Annotated in this window: 21 protein-coding genes; 16 read left to right on the top strand and 5 right to left on the bottom strand. The window is 67.9% G+C overall.

Features of this window, described 5'->3' with window-relative positions:
* Positions 1-13 precede the first annotated feature (13 nt).
* From ACQPY4_RS29120 to ACQPY4_RS29070, 11 genes are all read left to right on the top strand, one after another.
* Entirely contained in the window at positions 14-601 is a 588-nt protein-coding gene (locus tag ACQPY4_RS29120) for a zinc-ribbon domain-containing protein (protein WP_433326158.1), read from the top strand.
* 122 nt (positions 602-723) lie between these two features.
* The gene (ddaH, locus tag ACQPY4_RS29115) at positions 724-1,488 is read left to right on the top strand and encodes a dimethylargininase (protein WP_433326156.1); all 765 of its coding nucleotides are present in this window, start codon (positions 724-726) and stop codon (positions 1,486-1,488) included.
* Positions 1,489-1,597: 109 nt separating this feature from the next.
* Positions 1,598-2,800: an urea ABC transporter substrate-binding protein gene (gene urtA / locus ACQPY4_RS29110; RefSeq protein WP_433326154.1), complete on the top strand. Its 1,203-nt coding sequence runs from the start codon at positions 1,598-1,600 to the stop codon at positions 2,798-2,800.
* Between the two features lie 17 nt (positions 2,801-2,817).
* Positions 2,818-3,696, top strand: a complete 879-nt coding sequence (gene urtB / locus ACQPY4_RS29105; RefSeq protein ID WP_433326152.1) for an urea ABC transporter permease subunit UrtB — start codon at positions 2,818-2,820, stop codon at positions 3,694-3,696.
* Positions 3,693-4,778, top strand: coding sequence for an urea ABC transporter permease subunit UrtC (gene urtC / locus ACQPY4_RS29100; RefSeq protein ID WP_433326150.1), 1,086 nt, complete (start codon positions 3,693-3,695; stop codon positions 4,776-4,778). The genes urtB and urtC overlap by 4 nt, the downstream gene beginning before the upstream one ends.
* On the top strand, positions 4,775-5,524 hold the full coding sequence (urtD, locus tag ACQPY4_RS29095) for an urea ABC transporter ATP-binding protein UrtD (RefSeq protein ID WP_433326148.1): 750 nt from the start codon (positions 4,775-4,777) through the stop codon (positions 5,522-5,524). Before urtC ends, urtD begins: the two co-directional genes overlap by 4 nt.
* Positions 5,524-6,219, top strand: coding sequence for an urea ABC transporter ATP-binding subunit UrtE (gene urtE / locus ACQPY4_RS29090; protein WP_433326146.1), 696 nt, complete (start codon positions 5,524-5,526; stop codon positions 6,217-6,219). The genes urtD and urtE overlap by 1 nt, the downstream gene beginning before the upstream one ends.
* 250 nt (positions 6,220-6,469) lie before the next feature.
* Entirely contained in the window at positions 6,470-8,185 is a 1,716-nt protein-coding gene (gene leuA, locus ACQPY4_RS29085; RefSeq protein ID WP_433326144.1) for a 2-isopropylmalate synthase, read from the top strand.
* Positions 8,186-8,807: 622 nt separating this feature from the next.
* The gene (locus tag ACQPY4_RS29080; protein ID WP_433326142.1) at positions 8,808-11,024 is read left to right on the top strand and encodes a glycoside hydrolase domain-containing protein; all 2,217 of its coding nucleotides are present in this window, start codon (positions 8,808-8,810) and stop codon (positions 11,022-11,024) included.
* Positions 11,025-11,079: 55 nt separating this feature from the next.
* Positions 11,080-11,490 carry a hypothetical protein gene (locus ACQPY4_RS29075; protein WP_433326140.1) on the top strand — a complete coding sequence of 137 codons (411 nt, stop codon included), beginning with the start codon at positions 11,080-11,082 and terminating at the stop codon, positions 11,488-11,490.
* Entirely contained in the window at positions 11,487-12,245 is a 759-nt protein-coding gene (locus ACQPY4_RS29070) for a hypothetical protein (protein ID WP_433326138.1), read from the top strand. Before ACQPY4_RS29075 ends, ACQPY4_RS29070 begins: the two co-directional genes overlap by 4 nt.
* 75 nt (positions 12,246-12,320) lie before the next feature.
* On the opposite strand, the gene ACQPY4_RS29065 is transcribed toward ACQPY4_RS29070, so the two are convergent.
* Positions 12,321-12,569 (bottom strand): protealysin inhibitor emfourin, encoded by a 249-nt coding sequence (locus ACQPY4_RS29065; RefSeq protein ID WP_433326136.1) that lies wholly within the window; start codon positions 12,567-12,569, stop codon positions 12,321-12,323.
* Between the two features lie 2 nt (positions 12,570-12,571).
* Positions 12,572-13,600, bottom strand: coding sequence for a M4 family metallopeptidase (locus ACQPY4_RS29060; RefSeq protein ID WP_433326134.1), 1,029 nt, complete (start codon positions 13,598-13,600; stop codon positions 12,572-12,574).
* Positions 13,601-13,741: 141 nt separating this feature from the next.
* Between ACQPY4_RS29060 and recO the strand changes: the two genes are divergently transcribed.
* The 4 genes from recO to ACQPY4_RS29040 all read left to right on the top strand — a co-directional run bounded on the left by recO (position 13,742) and on the right by ACQPY4_RS29040 (position 16,542).
* Positions 13,742-14,527 carry a DNA repair protein RecO gene (gene recO, locus ACQPY4_RS29055; protein WP_433326132.1) on the top strand — a complete coding sequence of 262 codons (786 nt, stop codon included), beginning with the start codon at positions 13,742-13,744 and terminating at the stop codon, positions 14,525-14,527.
* Entirely contained in the window at positions 14,524-15,321 is a 798-nt protein-coding gene (locus ACQPY4_RS29050) for an isoprenyl transferase (RefSeq protein WP_433326130.1), read from the top strand. Before recO ends, ACQPY4_RS29050 begins: the two co-directional genes overlap by 4 nt.
* A gap of 74 nt (positions 15,322-15,395) precedes the next feature.
* Entirely contained in the window at positions 15,396-15,491 is a 96-nt protein-coding gene (locus ACQPY4_RS29045) for a putative leader peptide (protein ID WP_433326128.1), read from the top strand.
* Positions 15,492-15,603: 112 nt separating this feature from the next.
* Positions 15,604-16,542, top strand: coding sequence for a TauD/TfdA dioxygenase family protein (locus tag ACQPY4_RS29040; RefSeq protein ID WP_433326126.1), 939 nt, complete (start codon positions 15,604-15,606; stop codon positions 16,540-16,542).
* Between the two features lie 8 nt (positions 16,543-16,550).
* Here the strand turns inward: ACQPY4_RS29040 and ACQPY4_RS29035 are convergent, their stop codons facing one another.
* The 3 genes from ACQPY4_RS29035 to ACQPY4_RS29025 all read right to left on the bottom strand — a co-directional run bounded on the left by ACQPY4_RS29035 (position 16,551) and on the right by ACQPY4_RS29025 (position 19,225).
* Positions 16,551-17,441: a hypothetical protein gene (locus ACQPY4_RS29035; protein WP_433326124.1), complete on the bottom strand. Its 891-nt coding sequence runs from the start codon at positions 17,439-17,441 to the stop codon at positions 16,551-16,553.
* A gap of 116 nt (positions 17,442-17,557) precedes the next feature.
* A complete protein-coding gene (locus tag ACQPY4_RS29030) occupies positions 17,558-18,493 on the bottom strand; it encodes a M23 family metallopeptidase (RefSeq protein WP_433326122.1) in 936 nt (311 codons plus the stop codon).
* 306 nt (positions 18,494-18,799) lie between these two features.
* Positions 18,800-19,225, bottom strand: coding sequence for an OsmC family protein (locus tag ACQPY4_RS29025; protein ID WP_433326120.1), 426 nt, complete (start codon positions 19,223-19,225; stop codon positions 18,800-18,802).
* A 482-nt stretch (positions 19,226-19,707) separates the two neighbouring features.
* Here ACQPY4_RS29025 and ACQPY4_RS29020 point away from each other — a divergent pair, with 482 nt between their 5' ends.
* Positions 19,708-20,466 carry an IS5 family transposase gene (locus ACQPY4_RS29020; protein ID WP_433339064.1) on the top strand — a complete coding sequence of 253 codons (759 nt, stop codon included), beginning with the start codon at positions 19,708-19,710 and terminating at the stop codon, positions 20,464-20,466.
* The last annotated feature ends 702 nt before the right edge of the window (positions 20,467-21,168 follow it).

Raw genomic sequence — 21,168 nt, 5'->3', positions numbered from 1 at the left:
TTTCGGCCTGTCTGTGTTCTTCCGTACGATCAGCGAGGGGACGTTCCACTGCCAGCAGTGCGGCGGTGACCGGACCTACCGTCACCGGTCGGGGCGACGGTTCTTCACGCTGTTCTTCCTCCCGGTCATGCCCCTGAACAGCGTCGGCGAAGTCGTCGAGTGCCGCACCTGCAAGACCCGCTTCACCACCTCGGTGCTCCAGGCGCCGACGTCGCAGCAGCTCGCCGCCGCGCTGCCCGCGGGCATGCGGGCCTCGGTCTCGCTGGTGCTGCGGGCCGGCGACCCGTCCGACGCCGCCGCCCGCCGCTACGCGCTGGAACTGGTGCGCGGGTACGGCGAGCGCGGCTACGACGAGAACGCGATCAACACCGATCTCAACTTGGCCCCGGCCTACCTTCACGAAGAGGTGTCCAGGGCGGGCGGCCAGCTCGCCGTGGAGGCCAAGGAGTGGTTCCTGGCGCAGGTCGTCCGGGTGGGGCTGGCCGACGGCCCGCTCACCGACGGCGAGCGCCAGGCCGTGCACCAGGTGGCCCAGTCGCTCGGGATGTCGCAGGCCCACGCGCTCGGAGTGATCTCCACGACCGAGGGCGCGTCCCGCTGAACCGCGTTTGCGGACAGGCGGCATTCCGGTAACGGACCCGCCCGGGTGGGTTGCGGCCCGGCTCGGGACGCGGCCAGAGTGGCAGACGAGCGACACGGGACGCCGCCGACTGGAGCGTGCGCATGGGAAACATGACCGCGGGAACGGCGCTGGTCCGCCCGCCGGGACCCCGGCTGGCCGAGGCCATCGTCACCCACGCCGAACGCCGTCCGATCGACGCCGCGCTGGCCGTCCGGCAGCACGGGGCCTACGTTTCGGCCCTGCGCGCCGCGGGCTGGCGCATCCGGGCCCTCCCCGCCGGGGACCCCTACCCGGACGCCGTGTTCGTCGAGGACGCCCTCGTCGTGGTGGGCGATCTGGCCGTGATCACCCGCTCGGCCGCCGCGTCCCGCCGGGGCGAGGCCGCCCTGGCCGAGCGCGCCGCCGCCGACCTCGGCCTGCCCACCGACCGCATCAAACCGCCCGGCACCCTGGACGGCGGCGACGTCCTCCAGGTCGGCGACACCGTCTACGTCGGCCGCAGCGCCCGCACCAACGAGGAGGGCATCTGCCAGTTCGCCCGATTCCTGGGCGGCCGCCGCATGGTCACCGTTGACGTCAGCGGCTGCCTGCATCTGAAGTCGGCCATGACCGCCCTCCCCGACGGCACCCTCATCGGCATGCCCGACCTCCTCGACACCTCCGCGCTTCCCGGCCTCCAGGTCGCCCCCGACCCCGCGGGCGCCCACGTCGTCGTCCTCGGCCCCCAGCACGTCCTGCTCTCCTCCTCGGCGCCCCGAACCGCCGACCGCCTGACGGCCGACGGCCTGCGCGTCACCGTCGTCGACATCACCGAGTTCGAGGCGCTGGACGGCTGCGTCACCTGCCTCTCCGTCCTCCTCCGCTGAAACGGAGTGAGGGGTTTGTAAGTCGGATGTAACGCGGGGACGGCCGGGCGGAAATGTGTTCTCGAGACTTTGTCGCGGAACAGGTGGTCGTGTTCCGTGAGGAGTCGGGTTGCGGTGGTGTGCGGGGCTGGCGGCCGTGGGGTTGGTGCTCGGCGCGTGCGGGGGTGAGCCAGGCGGGTCGATATCGGCGGACGGCGGGAACTCGATCGGCGTGGGGGTCCTGCACTCGCTGAGCGGGACGATGGCGATCAGCGAGGTGACGGTCAGGGACTCCGAGCTGCTGGCGATCGAGGAGATCAACGCGCGGGGCGGGGTGCTGGGGCGGCGGCTGCGGCCCGTGATCGAGGACGGGGCGTCCGACTGGCCGACGTTCGCGCAGAAGGCGCAGAAGCTCATCAAGAAGGACCGGGTCGCCGCCGTGTTCGGCGGGTGGACCTCGGCGAGCCGCAAGGCGATGCTTCCGGTGTTCGAGCGCAACCGGGCGCTGCTCTGGTATCCGGTGCAGTACGAGGGAATGGAGAGTTCCCCGTACATCTTCTACACGGGCGCGACGACCAATCAGCAGATCGTGCCCGCGCTCGACTATCTGCGGCAGCGGGGCAAGAAGAAGCTGTTCCTCGTGGGGAGCGACTACGTTTTCCCCCGGACCGCCAACAAGGTCATCAAGGCGTATGCCAGAGCCCACGGGATCCGGATTCTCGGCGAGGAGTACACGCCGCTCGGGCACACCGAGTACAGCACGCTGATCAACAAGATCTCGGCGGCGGAGCCGGACGCGGTGTTCAACACCCTCAACGGCGACAGCAACGTGGCCTTCTTCAAGCAGATGAAGGCGGCGGGGATCAGCGCGGCGCAGCTCCCGGTGATGTCGGTCAGCATCGCCGAAGAAGAGGTCAAGGGCATCGGCGACGACAACATCGCGGGCCAGCCGGTGGCCTGGAACTACTACCAGACGACCCCTGGGGCCGAGAACGCGCGGTTCGTGCGGGCGTTCACCGCCAAGTACGGGCGGGCCAAGGTGACGTCCGATCCGATGGAGGCCGGGTACAACGCCGTCCACCTGTGGGCGGCGGCCGTGACCAAGGCGGGGACCACCGAGGTCGAGGCCGTGCGCCGGGCGGCGGCCGGGATCTCGCTGGCGCTGCCCGAGGGACGGGTCACGATCGACGGCGCCACCCAGCATCTGTACAAGACCGCGCGGATCGGGATCGTCCGGCGCGACGGGCTGATCGGCGAGGTGTGGAACTCCGGCGGGCCGATCAGGCCCGATCCCTATCTGAAGGCGTACCCGTGGGCTGCCGGTCTGTCGTAGGAGACGTAAGGAGTCGGATGGAAGCGTTGTTCAACCAGCTGCCGATCGGGCTCAGCATCGGCGCGGTGCTGCTGCTGATCGCGCTGGGCCTGACGTTCACGTTCGGCCAGATGGGCGTGATCAACATGGCCCATGGCGAGTTCATCATGGCCGGGGCCTACACGGCCTACATGGTGCAGGACTGGGCCGGGACCCAGGCCGTCGTGGTGGCCCTCCCGGTCGCGTTCGCCGTTGCGGGCGCGATGGGCTGGGTGCTGGAGCGCCTGGCGATCCGGCACTTCTACGGGCGCCCGCTCGACACCCTGCTGCTGACCTGGGGCGTCAGCCTGGTGCTCCAGCAGGTGGCGCGCGATCTGTTCGGCGCGCCGAACGTCCAGGTCACCGCGCCGGGCTGGCTGGACGGGCGCATCGACGTCCTCAGCGGCAGCCTGCCCTACACGCGGCTGTTCATCATGGGGCTCGCCCTCGCGTGCGTCGCGGGCGTGTGGGCCTACATGAGCCGCTCCGCGCAGGGACGCCGGATGCGGGCGGTCATGCAGAACCGCGAGCTGGCGGCGGTGGGCGGCGTGGCCACCGGCCGGGTCGACCAGCTGACGTTCTTCATCGGGTCCGGTCTGGCCGGGGTCGCGGGGGTCGCGCTGACGCTGATCGGGCCGGTCGGGCCGTCGCTGGGGACGTACTACATCGTCGACGCGTTCCTGGTCGTGGTCGCGGGCGGCCTCGGCCGGCTGAGCGGGGCAGTGATCGCGGCGGTGGCGCTCGGGATGATCAACTCGTATGCCGAGTTCTGGACCGACGCCAGCCTGGCCAAGGTGGTCGTGTTCGCCGCGATCATCGCGTTCCTCCAGGTGCGTCCGCAGGGCCTGTTCGTGCTGCGCTCCAGGGCGCTGACATGAGCGCGCGCGGACGCGGATACGCGCTGTTCGCCCTGGTCTCCCTGCTGGTGCTGGTCGTGGCCCCGCTGACGCTTCCGGCGTTCCGGCTGGACGAGCTGGCCAAGTACCTCTGCTTCGCCATCGCCGCGCTCGGGATCGGCCTGGCCTGGGGCAAGGGCGGGATGCTGACCCTGGGCCAGGGCGTGTTCTTCGGCCTCGGCGGCTACGCGATGGCGATGTTCCTGACGCTGGCGGGCACCGGTCCCGGGGCGCTGCCCGAGTTCATGGGCTGGAGCGAGATCGACGCGCTGCCGCTGCTGTGGCGTCCCTTCGAGAATCCGGTGTTCGCGCTGGCCGCGGTCGTGGTGGTGCCCGTGGCGGTGGCGGTCGCGCTGGGCGCGCTGGTGTTCCGGCAGCGCGTCCGCGGCGCCTACTTCGCGATCCTCACCCAGGCGCTCGCGGCCGCGTTCGTGATCCTGCTGGTCGGGCAGCAGGGGATGACCGGCGGCTCCAACGGCCTGACCAACTTCAAGGACCCCTTCGGCGCCGACCTGGAGTCCGAGGGGACGCAGCGGACGCTCTACTTCGTCACCGCGCTCGTCCTCGGCGTCCTGTACCTGGGGGCGCGGCAACTGGTGAAGAGCCGGTTCGGGCGGCTGCTGGTGGCCGTGCGGGACGGCGAGGACCGGGTGCGGTTCCTCGGCTACGACCCGGCCCTGGTCAAGACGGTCACGTTCGCGATCTCGGCGGGCATGGCCGGGCTCGCGGGCGCGCTGTTCGTCCCGGTGGTGGGGATCATCTCGCCGTCGCTGCTGGGCGTCGTCCCGTCCCTGGAACTGGTCGTGGCGGTCGCCGTGGGCGGACGGTACGCGCTGGCGGGCGCGATCCTCGGCGCCGTGGTCATGAACTACGCCAAGACCTCGTTCAGCGAGCAGTGGGCGGGCGGGTGGCTCTACCTCCAGGGTGCGCTGTTCATCCTGGTCATGACCCTCGCGCCGAGGGGCGCGGCCGGCCTGTACGAGCAGGTCCGCGACCTGGCCGCCCGGCGGCGGCCCGAGGCGCCGCCGGCTCCCGCCGCGGCGCGCGAGGAGGTGGCCGCATGAGCGGAGCCTTGCTGGAGATCAAGGGTCTCACCGTCGTCTTCGACGGCTTCACGGCCCTGGACGGCGTCGACCTGGCCGTCGAACCGGGGGAGCTGCGCTTCCTCATCGGCCCCAACGGCGCCGGGAAGACCACGCTGATCGATGTGATCACCGGGCTGACGCGTCCCGCGTCCGGCACGGCCGCCTTCGGCGGGACCGACCTGACGGGGCTGCGCGAGCACCGGATCGTCCGGCTCGGCATCGGCCGGACGTTCCAGACCTCGGTGGTGTTCGAGGAGCTGACGGTCGTGGAGAACCTCGACCTGGCCGCCGAGTTCCGGCGCCCGCTGCGCGCGCTTCTGCGGCAGCGGCGCGGCGTGTCGGACACGGTCGCCGCCGCGCTGGACACGATCGGCCTGGGCGACCTCGCCGGACGTCCGGCCGGGGTGCTTTCACACGGGCAGCGCCAGTGGCTGGAGATCGGGATGCTGCTGGCCCAGAAGCCCCGCCTGCTGCTGCTGGACGAGCCCGTCGCCGGGATGAGCCGGGACGAGCGCGAGCGCACCGGCGAGCTGCTCACCCAGATCGCCGCCGACCACACGGTCATCGTCGTGGAGCACGACATGGAGTTCCTGCGCCGGTACGCCTCGCGGGTCACGGTGCTGCACGAGGGCAGGGTGCTGGTGGAGGGCGACGTGGCGTCCGTCCAGGCCGACCCGAGGGTCCAGGAGGTCTACCTGGGCCGGACGAAGAAGGAGGCCGCCTGATGCTGGAGGTCACGGGTCTGGAGGCGGCCTACGGGCGCGCGCGGGTGCTGTTCGGCGTCGACCTGGCGGTCGGGGCGGGCTCGCTGATGTGCGTGATGGGGCGCAACGGTGTGGGGAAGACCACCCTGCTCAACACGATCATGGGCGTGCTGGCGCCGGCGGCCGGGACGGTGGTCTTCGACGGCGAGGACGTCACCCGGCTCCCGACGCACGAGCGGGTGCGGCGGGGGATGGGCTACGTCCCGCAGGGGCACGAGACGTTCCCGCAGCTCACGGTGGCCGAGAACCTGCTGGTGACGCTGGAGGCGTCCCGCCACCGCGACCGGGCCGCCGTCGACGAGGCCCTGGACGTCTTCCCCCGCCTCAAGGACCTGCTGGGCCGCCGCGCGGGCTTCCTGTCCGGCGGCCAGCAGCAGCAGCTCGCGATCGCCCGGACGCTGGTCACCCGGCCGAGGCTGCTGATCCTGGACGAGCCCACCGAAGGCGTCCAGCCCTCGATCGTCGCCGAGATCGAGGCCGCGATCGCCGCCCTGCACCGGGAGCGCGGGCTGGCCGTCCTGCTGGTCGAGCAGTACCTCGAACTGGCGCTGCGCCTGGCCGACGGTTTCGCCATCATCGAGGGCGGCGCCGTCCGGCGCTCGGGCCCCGCCGGGGAGCTCGCCGACGCGGACGTCAAGGCACTGCTGGCCGTGTGACCTGCGACTCCGTGGGGAATGGCCGACCGGTTCCGCGACGTTGACGGTCCTGGCGGGGGAGACACGTGCGTCTCAGTATGCGGGACGGGGTTTCCGTAACTCGGATGGCGTCTGTTAGCTTGGCTCTCGATGTTGCGTGAGCTGCTCCTCCTTAGCGGCCGCAGCGGGGGCCCTTAAACGGTCGGCTCCCTCGCTGCGGGAGTTCGGCATGGACGTCGGCCGCAGGTTCTTAACAGAGGGAATCCAGCGCATGTATCCGCAGCAGAAGCCGTCCGGCATGCCGTTCGAGCGTTACCGCCCGTTCCAGCCGATCAGGCTCGCCGACCGCACCTGGCCCGGCCGGGTGATCGACGAGGCGCCCCGATGGTGCGCCGTCGACCTCCGCGACGGCAACCAGGCACTGATCGACCCCATGGACGCCGACCGCAAGCTGCGCATGTTCGAGCTCCTGGTGCGGATGGGCTACAAGGAGATCGAGGTCGGGTTCCCGGCCGCGAGCCAGACCGACTTCGACTTCGTCCGGCAGATCATCGACGAGGGCCGCGTCCCGGACGACGTGGTGATCCAGGTGCTGACGCAGGCGCGTCCCGAACTGATCGAGCGCACCTTCGAGTCCGTGCGCGGCGCGCGGCAGGCCATCGTCCACCTGTACAACTCCACCAGCACGCTCCAGCGGCGCGTGGTGTTCGGGCAGGACACCGAGGGCATCACCGCGATCGCCGTCGAGGGCGCCAAGCTGTGCAAGAAGCTCGCCGAGGACATGGGCGACACCGAGATCTACTTCCAGTACTCGCCGGAGTCGTTCACCGGCACCGAGCTGGAGTACGCGGTCGAGGTGTGCAACGCCGTCAACGAGGTATGGCGCCCGACCCCCGACCGCAAGGTCATCGTGAACCTGCCGGCCACCGTCGAGATGGCCACGCCCAACGTCTACGCCGACCAGATCGAGTGGATGAGCCGCAACCTGGCCTACCGCGACTCGGTCGTCCTGTCACTGCACCCCCACAACGACCGCGGCACCGCCGTCGCCGCCGCCGAGCTCGGTTACATGGCCGGGGCCGACCGCATCGAGGGCTGCCTGTTCGGCAACGGCGAGCGCACCGGCAACGTCTGCCTGGTCACCCTGGGCCTGAACTTGTTCACCCAGGGCGTCGACCCGCAGATCGACTTCGCCGACATCGACGAGATCCGCCGCACCGTCGAGTACTGCAACCAGCTGCCCGTCCACGAGCGCCACCCCTACGGCGGCGACCTGGTCTACACGGCCTTCTCCGGCTCCCACCAGGACGCCATCAACAAGGGCTTCGACCACCTGCGCCGCGACGCCGCGGCGGCGGGCGTCCCCGTGGACGAGCACACCTGGGAGGTCCCGTACCTGCCGATCGACCCCAAGGACGTGGGCCGCTCGTACGAGGCCGTCATCCGGGTCAACAGCCAGTCCGGCAAGGGCGGCGTGGCCTACATCATGAAGACCGAGCACGCGCTGGAGCTGCCCCGCCGCCTCCAGATCGAGTTCTCCCGGATCGTCCAGCGCCACACCGACGACGAGGGCGGCGAGGTCACGGCCGCACGCATGTGGGAGATCTTCCAGTCCGAGTTCCTGACCAACGGCCCGAAGGTCGGCCTGCTCGCCCACCGCGCCACCTCCAAGGCCGACGAGAAGGACGTGCTCGACTGCGACGTCCGGGTAAACGGCGAGATCCGCGAGATCCAGGGCGTCGGCAACGGCCCCGTCTCGGCCTTCGAGAACGCCCTGGGCCAGGTCGGTATCGACCTGCGCGTCCTCGACTACACCGAGCACGCCCTGAGCGCCGGCGGCGACGCCCGCGCGGCCGCCTACGTCGAGTGCGACGTCAACGGCACCACGGCTTGGGGCGTCGGCATCGACGGCAACATCGTCACCGCCTCCCTCAAGGCCATGCTCTCCGCCGTCAACCGCGTAGACCGCGAAACCCAAGCCTCCTGACCCACCCACAGACCCGATCACAACGATGTGATCCATACGTGTGATCGACGTTCGGGCCCCGATCGTGAGGACCTCACGACCGGGGCCCGGCGCCTTACAACCCGCCTCTGAAAGCCGGCCAAGCGATAACGCCGTTATCCCGGACCCATGCTCATCACGCTGAGGTCGAGTAGCTGGCCCATTCCGGTCACCCTGGCAGCGGGTGCACCAGGTCATTTTCCCGCAAGGCCCTATCGCCCTTCTTTCCGACGGTGAGCAAGTGTGATGTCCCGCTTACGCTTTGTACCGCTCACTGTCTGCGACGTGACGGAGCTTTCCACAACTGATCCACCAGGTAGCGCGGGCTTCGTTGTAGTGATCGTGGGCAGTCGGAGACGTCCACGCCTCCGTGGCCGGAGTGGAGAGCAGATGCTCTCCGTAGCGCTCGAAGGGGCGCCAAGTAACCCCTTCTTTGTGTGATATTCGTCACCTTGAGCATGATCTGTCTGTAAGTCAGGATCACTGTCAGCTCATATTTGTTCCGTGCGACCTGCATTGACGGTCGAGGGCGGATATTGCGCTCGATCAATCCAGGTGTCGGTAGTTATTCACCTTCGAAGCAGCCGAGAGAGAAGAGATCTTCGTGGCCGATGAAATGGTCAGGCGGGCACAGCGATTTGTAAACACCGTCTACGGCGGCCGCATCGGAATGCTGGTCGAGGAGGACGGGCAGACAGGCTGGAGCACGATGTATGCGCTCACTCGAGCGCTGCAGTACGAGTTGGGCATCACGCCTTTGTCCAACAACTTCGGCCCCACAACGCTGTCAGCGCTGGCCTCGAAGTACCCCACGCTGAACAGTTCCACCATGCCCACGCGAGACTTCGGCCGCATCATTGAGTCCGCTTTGTATTGCAAGGGGTACGACGGAGGTGACATCGACGGAACCTACGGCCCGCGGGTTCAGGAGGCGATGATCAAGCTAAAAACAGACATGGGGGTCCAGGGTCTCTTTCCGGGAAGCGACCTGACGCCGAAGGTGTTCAAGGGAATGCTGAACATGGACGCCTACGTCGTTGTGAACTCTGGTTCCGGCGGGATCCGGGCCGTGCAGCAGTGGCTCAACAGTCGGTACGTGAACCGCAAGGACTTCTTCGTCATTCCCTGCGACGGTCACAACTCCAGGGACGTTTCCAAGTCCATGCTCTTCGCTGTTCAGTACGAGCTGGGGATGGCAGATGGGGTTGCGAACGGGGTGTTCGGTCCGGGCACCCAATCAGGCCTGAAAACACACACCCTTTCTGCAGGATCTCGGGGGACCTGGGTGCAGTTGTTTTCGGCCGGAATGATACTCAACCAACGGCCCGTGGCCTTTTCCGCCACCTTCGATTCATCCCTCGCCAACGCGGCCAGCGCCTTCCAGTCGTTCGCGAAACTTGAGGTGACGGGCAAGGGGGACTATCCGACCTGGGCCTCCCTTCTGGTCTCCCATGGTGACCAGACCCGCAAGGGCCGGGCTTGTGACGGGGTCACAAAGATCACCCCGGCCCGAGCTTCGACACTGAAGGCGGAGGGCATCACCTATGTCGGCCGTTACCTCACCAACCCGAGCACCACAGGGCTTCCAGAGAAGGCCATCCAGCCAGGCGAGTTGCAGACGATCGCTGACCAGGCCCTTCGATGCTTCCCGATCTATCAGACCTATGGGGGCAGCGCCGACGACTTCAGCTACCCCCTCGGACGTGCCGCGGCCCAGGCGGCGGTCAACGCCGCTCTCGACCACGGCTTCAAGGCCGGCGCACGGATCTTCTTCGCTGTCGACTTCGACGCGTTGGACGATGATGTCACCAACTCCGTCCTCCCACATTTCAAGGGTATCGAGGACGCGATCGCCGACGACGGCAACCGGTTCGGCGTCGGAGTCTACGGGCCACGTAACGTCTGCACGCGAGTCTCTAATGCCGGCCACGCATCCGCATCCTTTGTTTCCGACATGTCCTCCGGATTCTCCGGGAACTTTGGTTACCCTCTCCCCGAGAATTGGGCGTACGACCAGATAGTCACCCGCACCGTCGGCTCTGGGGAGGGCAGAATCGAAATCGATGTCAACATCGCATCCGGTCGTGATGTCGGCGAGGGCTCATTCAATGCTCCGCGCGGAAGTAAACCCGACACCCGGCTCAACGGTGATGTCCTCTCGTCGATGCAGACTGACGTCGGCAAATTCATGGTCTCCCTTGGATATCCCTTGGATGGCGGCACCAGAAGCTATCAGCACTGGAAGTGTTTCGAGACGACCGTGGTCGAGCACGACGCGTTGATCACTGGCCTGTCAAACAAATACAATATGCGCAAAGCGCTGATTCAGACGACGGCATACTGGGAAATGCGGCACATCGCCCCAGAGGATGAAGCCGCCTGGGCGGCTGTGATCGCGGCCTACACCACTACAGGAAAGTACATCCGGGATACTTCGACCGGCATCGCCAAGCAGCGAGCCGTAACGCTCATCGGAGCTTGGAACCATTGCCTCCGTCAGGGATATGTCTCGGGCCGTCCGACCCTCGATGTGGCCCAGGACGATGACAAGTATGGAATCTGGAGGGATGCGAACCAGGACGAAGAGTTCGCTCTCACTAGCGTGGCCATGATCCATATGTGGGACATCGATGGAAAGCCGGGAGGTGACGATGACTCTCCGGCACTGCGACGGCCGAGCCTGGACTATACGGACCGTGAGATCTTTGAAGTGCTTCGCCGCTACCAGGGGCCTGGTGACGTCGCCTACAAGGAAGCAAAGAAGCGTCTGGGGCTCTACTATGTGATGGAGAAGTACAACTCGATCTCCAGGAATGGGTAACGGGCAAAATAAAGTGTCAGGTGACGAACCCTTTGCAGGCCACACCCCGGGTGCTGTGCTGCTGCTGCTTCTCGCCGGGGCTCCGACCACTGTCGGGTTGTTGCTCTATGGAGTACGCGTTTTGGTGCGAGTCTGCACCGCAAGGCAGGGGAGGGACGCCGTCAAGGCGGCGGCAGTCCTAGCATGGACCGCAGCGATCGGTATGTACACATGGGGGCTCCTGCATCTGCTTTTTCTCGACGACGCGGCCCGAGCTCAGGAGTGCCAAGCCGCGGTCGGAGCAGGGAATCTGGCCGGCTATGCCCCGTCGTTCGTTCCCTTGCATTTTGGTTGCCGCTCCGATGATGGTCACGTTGTCCAAATTGCGGTCCCGCCCTACGTAAACCTGTCAGTGGCCATGTTCGGCGTGTTCGCTCTAGTTCTCACTGGTTACCTGCTCGTGTGCCGCAAGGAGGAAAAAGAGTGAAGGCTTCTTTGTCGCGACGCTCGGTTCTGTTGCGTGCCACTTATGTCACCGCGGGCGCGGTGGTTGGATCTCAACTCTTTCTCTCTCCTGGATATGCGGCTGGCAGGCCTGATCTGGACAAGATTCGTAAGGCGTTGAGAAGAGCGCAGGAGCATGCGAGGGAGCGCAGGGAGCGCGTTCTCTCCGGTATTCGTTCTAAGAACGGCTGGGAGATGGAGAAGGTCGTGGACGATCGCGGCAACATCTATACGCGGCCCGTTCCAGGAACACCGGTCGAGGTTCAAATTCGGATGGGGGACGTTGAAACTGTCCTCGTTCATGTGATTCGTAGATTCCACTACGAAGTCGATATCCTCTTGCAAGGAGAGGTTGTCGGCTGGCGTCCGCCTCGTACGGTGCGGCGGAAGTTTGCGGAGTCCAACCAGGCGTCCGGAACGGCGGTCCAGATTCGGCCCGGCCACTACCCGGCGGGGGTGCGCGGCGGCTTCTTCCCGCAGCAGCAGGTCGTCATTCGGGACATCCTCGCCGAACTCGATGGTGTGGTCCGCTGGGGCGGCGACGATCGCAGTTCCGATGAATCGCTGTTCTACGTCGATACCAAGCCTGGCAGTTCACGCCTGGTGCAAGTCGCAGAGAAGATCCAGGAGATTAACGAGGCCCCTGGCAAGGGTGCCGGTACCGCCGTCGATGTCTTCGCTACCGCGCGACGACGCAGGGCTGAGAAGTTGGCCCGGGTCCAGCGGGTACGCGGGTAGAGGGTGGTTGATCGACGTTCGGGCCCCGATCGTGAGAACCTCACGACCGGGGCCCGGCGCTTTGTGCTTGTTGGCTCAGTCGGGGCGGCCGAGGACGTGGTGGACCAGTTCGCGGAGCGGGCCGCGGAGCTGGGCCTCGCCGATGGTGGCCGCCTTGCCGTCGATGTCGATGTCGTAGAGGAACTGGTCGGGGATGCGTCCGGGTGGCGGCACTCGCTTCAGATCCACCCGGTCGACCAGCCTGGCCAGCACGGGATCGGTCGAGCTGTCGGACTGACCGCGCTGCTCGAGCCCCGCGAAGCCTCCTGAGCGGACGACTGTCACCTTCACTGTGATACGCCTACCCCCCTCCAAGCCCGGCGAACCGCTTCGGTCTCGGCACCGTCGGCGCCGTAGGCGCCGGTGGCGCTCGCGACCGTCGCGGCCGCGAATCCCGAGAAGTCCACGGTGCTGGAGAGTTGGCCGCCGGTCAACGTGTCATACCAGATTCGTCCCGCCTTCTCCCAGGCGTGGCCGCCCATTTCGGTGGCCGCGAGGTAGAAGGCGCGGTTGGGGATGCCGGAGTTGATGTGCACGCCCCCGTTGTCGCGAGGGGTGTCGACGTAGTCGTCCATGTGGCCGGGCTGGGGGTCTTTGCCCAGGCGGGGGTCGTCGTAGGCGGTGCCGGGCTCCTTCATGGAGCGCAGGGCCTTGCTGTTGACACCGTCGGCGAGCAGGCCCTGGCCGATCAGCCAGTCGGCCTGGTCGGCGGTCTGGCCCAGATGCCACTGCTTGATCAGCGAGCCGAACACGTCGGAGACCGACTCGTTGAGCGCGCCGGACTGGCTGAAGTACTCCAGGTTCGCGGTGTACTGCGTGATGCCGTGGACCAGTTCGTGCCCGGTGACGTCGAGGGGACCGGTGAAGGCGTTGAACAGCGTCCCGTCGCCGTCGCCGTAGACCATCTGCTCGCCGTTCCAGAACGCGTTGTCGTAGTCGCGCCCGTAGTGGACGGTGGAGATCATCGGCAGCCCGGCGCCGTCGATGGAGTTGCGGCGGTAGGCGGCCTCGAAGAAGTCGAAGGTGACCCCGAGCCACTCGTAGGCCTGATCGACGATCCGGTCGCCGGAGGCGGGGGCGCCCTCGGCGCGGACGGCGCGTCCCGGCAGCTGTTCGAGGTTCTCGGCGTCGTTGATCGTCCGGTTGGGGACGAAGTCTTCGGTCGGCGCGGGCGGCTGGACGGGGAGCGACCGGCGCTCGACGCGCTGCGCGGCGCTCAGGACGAGCGTGCGGCGAGCGATGGCGCGCAGGGCCGGATCATCGGTGTCCTGCGCGACCTGCTCGAGCATGTGCGGGGGCACGATGGTGCATCTCATGTATCTACGTTTGCAGGCTCCTGTGATTCAGGCCACAGGTTCGGCCACAACTCGGGAGGCCGATAGCGGTCACTCACCGTAACGGAAGCCTGCCGTGCCGACGCGGAACGGACGGGAGCGTTAATACGCGACAATGGGCGGGTGAGCCTCTACCGAGACGAAGGCGTCGTGCTGCGCACCCAGAAGCTGGGCGAGGCCGACCGGATCGTCACGGTGCTCACGCGCCGCGGCGGCCGTATCCGCGCGGCGGCCAAGGGCGTCCGCAAGACCCGGTCCCGGTTCGGCGCCCGGCTCGAACCGTTCACCCATGTCGATCTCCAGCTGTACGAGCGGCGCTCGCTCGATCTGATCACCCAGGCCGAGACGCTGCGTCCATACGGGGAGCAGATCGTCACCGACTACCCGCGGTACACGGCGGGCACCGCGATGCTGGAGACGGCCGAGAAGCTCACCGCCGAGGAGCGCGAGCCCGCGTTGCGCCAGTTCCTGCTCCTGGTGGGCGGGCTGCGGACGCTCGCCGAGCGCGACCACGACCCCCGGCTGGTGCTCGACGCGTTCCTGCTGCGCTCGCTGTCGGTGGCCGGATGGGCGCCCGCGCTGGACGAGTGTTCCCGCTGCGGCGACCGGGGCGGGCTGCGCGGGTTCGCGATCGCCTCGGGCGGCGCGGTGTGCGCGCGGTGCCGCCAGCCCGGTTCCGCGACCCCGGCGCCGCCGACGTTCCAGCTGATGCTGGCCCTGCTGCGCGGCGAGTGGGAGTACGCCGACGGCAGCGAGCAGCGGCACCGGGTAGAGTGCAGCGGCCTTGTGGCCGCCTACCTGCAGTGGCACCTGGAGCACGGCCTCCGGTCGCTGCGGCATGTCGAGCGCGAGGGCGACCATCCGTCCCGACGCCAGGACCCCGACACGAATCGCAGGGAGAGAGTTTGAGAAGGGCCGTTCAGCCCCCCGAACCCCACCGGGACGGAGCCAAGCCGCCGCCGATCCCCAAAGACCTGGTCCCCGAGCACGTGGCCATCGTCATGGACGGCAACGGCCGGTGGGCCAAGGAGCGCGGGCTGCCGCGCACCGAGGGGCACAAGATGGGGGAGGACTCCCTCTTCGACGTGGTCATGGGCGCGATCGAGCTGGGCGTCCCGTACCTGTCGGCCTACGCCTTCTCCACCGAGAACTGGAAGCGGTCGCCGGACGAGGTGCGCTTCCTGATGGGTTTCAACCGCGAGGTGATCCGCCGCCGCCGCGACCAGCTGCACTCGATGGGCGTGCGGGTCAGGTGGGCGGGCCGGCGTCCGCGCCTGTGGCGCAGCGTGGTGAACGAGCTGGAGGCCGCCGAGGAGATGACGCGCGGCAACGACGTGCTGACCCTCCAGTTCTGCGTGAACTACGGGGGCCGCGCCGAGATCGCCGACGCGGCCGCGGCGATCGCCCGGGACGTCCGCGACGGGCGGCTGAACCCCGACAAGATCACCGAGAAGGTGTTCGCCCGCTATCTCGACGAGCCGGGCATCCCGGACGTCGACCTGTTCCTGCGGTCGTCCGGCGAGCAGCGCACCTCCAACTTCCTGCTCTGGCAGTCGGCCTACGCCGAGATGGTCTTCCTCGACACGCTCTGGCCCGACTTCGACCGGCGGCACTTCTGGCACGCCTGCGAGCTCTACGCGAGCCGCGACCGCCGCTACGGCGGCGCCATCCCCAACCCGGTCGAGCCCGCCCCCGCGAACTGACCACGGTCCCCGTGTCGGGCACGGGAGACCTTTTTGGTATTCCCTACCTGATTAGTTGACTTTTATGGTGCCGGATGTCTAGATTCGTGGCCATGAGGCCGACCGATCTCCTGACCGTCCGCCGCCACGTGGACCTCTGCCGCATGGCCGCCGCGCTCTGTCGCCGCTGAGCCGTTCCCGCTCGCCACCTTCCGTCGCCCCTCACCTCTCGTGCGCCCGCGCGTCCCGCCATGCCCGGGGACGGGGCCGTCGGCGTCCCCTCACAGGCAAGGAACCGAACGCATGCCTCAGCAGATCCTCGACCCCGTCCACCCCGACACCGCCAACCTGGAGATCACCCCGGTCGGCGGCCGGATCGGCGCCGTCGTCGGCGGCGTCGCGCTGTCCGGCGCGCTCGACGACGCGCTCGTCGCCGGGATCAGGGCGGCGCTGCTCCGCCACAAGGTGATCTTCTTTCGCGGCCAGGACCACCTGGACGCCGACGGCCAGGTCGCCTTCGCCCGGCGGCTCGGCGACCTCACCGCCGCGCACCCGACCGTCCCGTCGCTGGACGGCCAGGACCACGTCCTCGACCTCGACTACGAGGCCCGGGGCGCGCAGGGCGCCAACCACTGGCACACCGACGTCACCTTCCTGGACCGTCCGCCGCTGGCCTCGGTGCTGCGCGCGGTGACGCTCCCGGACCGGGGCGGCGACACCCAGTGGGCCAACACCGTCGCGGCCTACGAGACGCTCTCGCCCGAGCTGCGCGAGCTGGCCGACCGTCTGTGGGCCGTGCACAACAACCAGTTCGACTACGTCCTGCCGCCGCAGGCCACCGACCGGCAGCGCGCGCATGCCGAGATCTTCTCCTCCGTCCAGTTCGAGACCGAGCACCCCGTGGTGCGCGTCCACCCCGAGACGGGCGAGCGCTCGCTGCTCCTCGGCGGGTTCGCCCGGCGCCTGGCCGGGCAGACGCGCGAGGCGTCGGCCGACCTGATCAAGCTGTTCCAGGACCACATCACCAGGCCCGAGCACGTGGTCCGGTGGAGGTGGACCCCGGGGGACGTCGCTATCTGGGACAACCGCGCCACCCAGCACCAGGTCGTGGCCGACTTCGACCGTCCACGCCGACTCCAGCGCGTCACCGTCACCGGGGACGTGCCGGTCTCGGTCGACGGACGAACCAGCGTCGCGCTCAAGGGCGACTCCGCCGACTACACCGGACACGCGCACGCATGACGCCCCTGTCAGTCCCAGTCCCATCGAAGGCCGAGGATGCCGGGACGGACGTCGACCTGCGCCAGGTGCGCGGTGTGCCAGGCGTCCAGGCGGGTGTCCAGCTCGGTGGGGGAGGCGGTCAGGTTGGGCTGCCAGACCTGGTGGCACCGGGTCGGCAGCGCACCCGGGGCGAACTGGACCTGGAGCAGGTACTCGTGGGCGGGGTAGCGGAACCAGCGGTACCAGAACGCGTTGTAGGGCGCGAGGACGGCGTCGCTGTAGCCGAACTCGTACTCCAGGACGCAGGTCTCGTGCTCGCGCAGGGGGCGTTCGAAGAGCAGCTCGACCGCGACGACGCCCTCGTCCAGGTCCGTCCGCTGACGGCCGGGACGGCAGTACGTGGTCTTGCGGATGTCGGGGAGCAGGCCGTGTTCGCCGTGGTAGACCGCGACATGGCGGTCGACGCCGTCGGCCAGCGCCTGGAGCACCAGCCGGGTGTGGACGGAACGTTCCTCCCGCTGGGGGCCGATCACGACGCGCTCGTGGCAGCCGAGCCAGCGGAGCTGACCGTCGCGCGGATTGCGGATCTCGCCCAGCAGCCGGTCGACGCTGCCGTGCACCACGCAGATCTCGCGGAAGGTCAGCTCCCCCGGGGCGCGTCGTGTCCAGCGTCCGCGCGGGCGGGGCGGACCGAGCAGGGTGAGCAGCATGCCGTCCGGCACCTCGAGGATCTCCTCAAGGGCGTGCAGCGCGCGCAGCGAGTCGCTGCGTTCGGGACGGCAGCGTCCGCTCTGCCAGTTGCTCAGGCTGGCCAGGCTGACGCGGATGCCGCGAGCCGCCAGCCGGGCGTGCAGTCGTTCCAGGCTCAGCCCGCGGGCCCGGATGGCCGTGCGCAGCGTCGCCTCGAAGGAGTCCGCCATCTCCGGCCTCCTGACGATGCGGGATCGCCCGAACGTATCGCCACCACCACGCTCAGTCGAGCCCCTCGTCCGGACGGTCCCCGCCGGAACGGGGACCGTGGCCGTCGTGACGGTGCTCAGCCGCCGTAGTTGACCAATCTGCAGCACTGGTTGCGGTAGATGCGGGTGCCGCTGCGCTCGGCGTACCCCTGGTAGGCGGTCGAGCTCTCCCACCAGGTCCAGCCGCCGATGCTCTTGCTGTTCACGGCGATCGCCGTGCTGCCCTGCCACAGCGTCCAGTGGACGTGGTCGCCGTTGGCCCGGCCACCGCACGGAAGCTGGACGTCGATCATGCCGACGTACTCGCCGAGCGCCACCGAGCTGCCGTCGCTCTTGTTGGTGGTGTCGCGCAGGTGGTAGTAGCCCGTGGTGTAGCCGTTGTCGTGGACGACCTTGATGAACGGCCAGCGGCCGCCGCTGGTGCAGAAGCGGTACATGGTGCCCGCGCGCGAGGTGAGCACGCGGCCGTCGCCGCCGTAGAAGTCGATCGAGTTGTAGGGACGGGTGTTGCCGCCGTTGCCGTGGACGCCCCAGTGGCCCCAGCCCGTGCCCTGCTTCCACGGCAGCGCGAGGCCCGTGGCAGCGGCGGCGGGGGCCGCGGTGCGCGCGAACGGCGCCCGCTCGGTGCTCTTGACGACCGAGTCGGGTGCCCGGCGGGAGAGGTCGGCGAACGCGGGGGTGCCCTCCAGCGCGACCTTCCACTGGCCGCCGCTGAGGTGCGCGACGAACAGCGCGGTGACCGGGCTGCCGTGGGTGTTGGACGGCATCAGGAACGCTCCGCCGCCGAAGGCCCAGCGTCCGTCGGGGGAGTGGCGCTTGGGCTCGACCAGCGTGCGCGGCGTGCTGCTCAGCCCGTAGGCGGTGGTGGCCTGGGCGCCGAGCCTGTCGCGCAGGGCCGAGTCGACCGACGCGGTCAGGTCGGGACGGGCCGCGCCGGATCCGGCGGGCGCGCCCATGATCATCAGGGCCGCCACTCCCAGCGCGGCCAGGGGGATGCTCACACGGTGCTTCATCGTGTTGCTCCTTCTCGGGGGGACGGGCGTAGAGTCCTGCGTCCCGCGAAAAGGATCAAGGCCACTCGGGAGGAGTCGGCGAAAACTCTGGAATTTCGGTTCAGAACGGAAACTTTAAAGTTTCGGCTGCTGGTCGCATTCGTCCTGGTAGACGCCCTGCGAGCGCTCCCGCGGACCCGGCGCCTTCGAACACACCACGCGCACCGACGGGGGAGAGAGCTGAAATTTTAGTTTCGAAGCGACGGACCGCCGCCGAACGCGAAAGACCCCGGCCTCCCTCGGCCGGGGTCCAGGTGATCGGTCGGCTCAGACCAGCGCCGCGTCCAGAGTGATCTTGGTCGCGGCCAGGGCCTTGCTGACGGGGCAGCCGGCCTTGGCGTCCTGCGCGGCCTTCTCGAAGTCGGCGGCGGAAAGCCCGGGAACGCTCGCCCGGACCGTCAGGTGAATACCGGTGATCCCCTCACCCGGCTGGAAGGTCACCTCCGCCTTGGTGTCGACCTTCTCCGGCGGCGTCCCCGCCCCGGCCAGCCCGTGCGAGAGCGCCATCGAGTAGCAGGTGGAGTGCGCGGCGGCGATGAGCTCCTCCGGGCTCGTCCGTCCGTCCGGCTCCTCGGCCCGCGACGGCCAGGTCACCTCGAAGGTTCCGACCTTCGAGGAGTCCAGGGAGACGGTGCCCTGACCGCCCATGAGCGGCCCTTCCCAGTGTGCGTTCGCGGTACGTGTCGTAGCCATGGGCCCGATTCTTCCTCATCCCCCCACCCCCCGCTGCCAAAGCCCCCACCCCAAACCCAAGCCCGCCTTCCCCTCAGCCCCCACCCCGGCTAAGAGCGCGGCCCTCGCTTCGCGAGGACAGTTTTGCTTAGGGGCTCCGCCCCCAGACCCCGAAACTCAGTCGTCGTCCTTCACCCACTTGACAGGGTCGTTCACAGGCCGAGGAAGCCGCCCCTCCAGCCACCGGGCACACGTCCCCGGCCGAAAACCCGGGTCCCGCGCCTCAATGACCCAGGAGGGAAAGTCACAAACTCACAGGTCAGGCGGTGTTTGCGACTATCAGTTCAGCTCGTTCTGTCCACATCAGCGGTGATTCGTGTGCCGTGCGCTGTCGGCTTATGTCGTCCGGTACCGATACCGCCGAGCTGAAGTGGACTGCGGGATGATCTGTGACCGTGGCTTCCGATCTCGCGCGCAGGCTGGTATTAAACGAGTCGTGGTAACTGGCCGCTCGGCTCATTCCCCAGTTTAGCCCGCGCCGCCAGGGCGGCGGGACCATGCCGGTCGAAGACCGGGCGGTGTTCACCGCGATCGTGTATGTGCTGACCAGCGGGTGCGCCTGGCGGCACCTGCCGGGCGAGTTTGGGGTGTCGGTGCCCACGGCGCACCGCCGCTTCTCCGCCTGGACCCGGGCCGGGCTATGGCCACGGCTGCACCGGGCGGTGCTGGACGAGCTGGGGGCGCGCGGGCAGGTCGACTGGACATCGGCGATCGTGGACGCCGCCGCGGTGCGCGCCAAAAGGGGGGGCACGCTGACCGGCCCCAATCCGGTCGATCGAGGCAAGAAGGGCAGCAAATTCCACGTGTTGTCGGACGCGGCTGGGCTGCCGCTGGTGGTTGGCGTATCGGCGGCCAACACCAACGACATCGAGGCGTTCAAGCCCTTGTTCATGGCCATCCCGGCCATCCGGTCCCGGCGAGGGCCACGCCGCCGCCGGCCCGACAAGGCTCGTACGGACAAAGCCTACGAGTCGCCCGACCTGCGAACCTGGCTGCGCAAGCGCGGCGTCATCCCGCGGATCGCACGCGACTCCAGCGAGCGCCTGGGTCGACACCGCTGGAAGATCGAACGCACCCTGGCGTGGATCTTCGGCAACCGCCTGACCCTCCGCTACGAACGCCACGGCCGTCAGTTCACCGCCTTTCTCACCCTCGCAGCCGCCATCACCTGCTACAAGAAGCTCGCCAAGCTGGCCACATGAGACACGGTCTTAGCGCTTTACTCCTTGGACAGGAGCACCTTGGCATCCGCTACCCATTTAGCGAATAGTCTATGTGTCGCGATCAGTTTGTGTTTGTTACTATCGACTAGTTGCCGTTGGTAGGCGATTTCAGCGCTCTTGAAGATGCCAACGACATTCGTGTCCATGCGGCATTTGGCGTCTGACGCTGCGGTGTTCTTTTCCTTAGTTCCGGGGCGCACGTCAGGTCTACGATTCATCCAAGCCGGATCGTACTCCGCCTCCGCAGGTTGTTGAAACCGGAATCCAGCGCTCCTCATGCAGCTGGCCCAAGCGCTAAGCGCCGACCTGACGCGGCTATGCTTCATCGCTGAGTTTCTGGATATTATTTGCAGACTACGAGGGTCGACGGGGAGGTCACCCGCTTGCTGAACTTTACGCAGCCCTTGCGCGGCACAACCACCCTTGGGGACTGGTCGACCGCTCGGAGTTTCTACGCTCCGACCAGAATAGGCAGAGATCGCGTCTTTATCCACTTTTCTGCCAGAAGTGCTGATTTGATTGGTGGGAGACTCTTTGAGCCTCGCCCTATTTGTATACCCCTTGGACTGCGATAGAGATAGATCCAGATACTCGATGTAGTCCATCTCTTTATAGTTCTCAGAAGAAGGGCGAGGTACGTTCTTGATCCCCCAGTCGGAGTATCCCAACGTGCGCATGCAA

It is taken from the genome of Spirillospora sp. CA-294931 (assembly GCF_050946795.1).
Taxonomy (GTDB): domain Bacteria; phylum Actinomycetota; class Actinomycetes; order Streptosporangiales; family Streptosporangiaceae; genus Spirillospora.
The sequence above is the reverse complement of the archived record's forward strand: the minus strand, read 5'-3'. Positions and strand labels throughout refer to the sequence as shown.

Excerpts from the sequence above, each read along its gene's own strand:
- ddaH (WP_433326156.1), top strand. The coding sequence starts at position 724 with ATGGGAAACATGACCGCGGGAACGGCGCTGGTCCGCCCGCCGGGACCC.
- urtB (WP_433326152.1), top strand. The coding sequence starts at position 2,818 with ATGGAAGCGTTGTTCAACCAGCTGCCGATCGGGCTCAGCATCGGCGCG.
- urtC (WP_433326150.1), top strand. The coding sequence starts at position 3,693 with ATGAGCGCGCGCGGACGCGGATACGCGCTGTTCGCCCTGGTCTCCCTG.
- urtD (WP_433326148.1), top strand. The coding sequence starts at position 4,775 with ATGAGCGGAGCCTTGCTGGAGATCAAGGGTCTCACCGTCGTCTTCGAC.
- urtE (WP_433326146.1), top strand. The coding sequence starts at position 5,524 with ATGCTGGAGGTCACGGGTCTGGAGGCGGCCTACGGGCGCGCGCGGGTG.
- leuA (WP_433326144.1), top strand. The coding sequence starts at position 6,470 with ATGTATCCGCAGCAGAAGCCGTCCGGCATGCCGTTCGAGCGTTACCGC.
- ACQPY4_RS29060 (WP_433326134.1), bottom strand. The coding sequence starts at position 13,600 with ATGAGATGCACCATCGTGCCCCCGCACATGCTCGAGCAGGTCGCGCAG.
- ACQPY4_RS29045 (WP_433326128.1), top strand. The coding sequence starts at position 15,396 with ATGTCTAGATTCGTGGCCATGAGGCCGACCGATCTCCTGACCGTCCGC.
- ACQPY4_RS29040 (WP_433326126.1), top strand. The coding sequence starts at position 15,604 with ATGCCTCAGCAGATCCTCGACCCCGTCCACCCCGACACCGCCAACCTG.
- ACQPY4_RS29035 (WP_433326124.1), bottom strand. The coding sequence starts at position 17,441 with ATGGCGGACTCCTTCGAGGCGACGCTGCGCACGGCCATCCGGGCCCGC.
- ACQPY4_RS29030 (WP_433326122.1), bottom strand. The coding sequence starts at position 18,493 with ATGAAGCACCGTGTGAGCATCCCCCTGGCCGCGCTGGGAGTGGCGGCC.
- ACQPY4_RS29025 (WP_433326120.1), bottom strand. The coding sequence starts at position 19,225 with ATGGCTACGACACGTACCGCGAACGCACACTGGGAAGGGCCGCTCATG.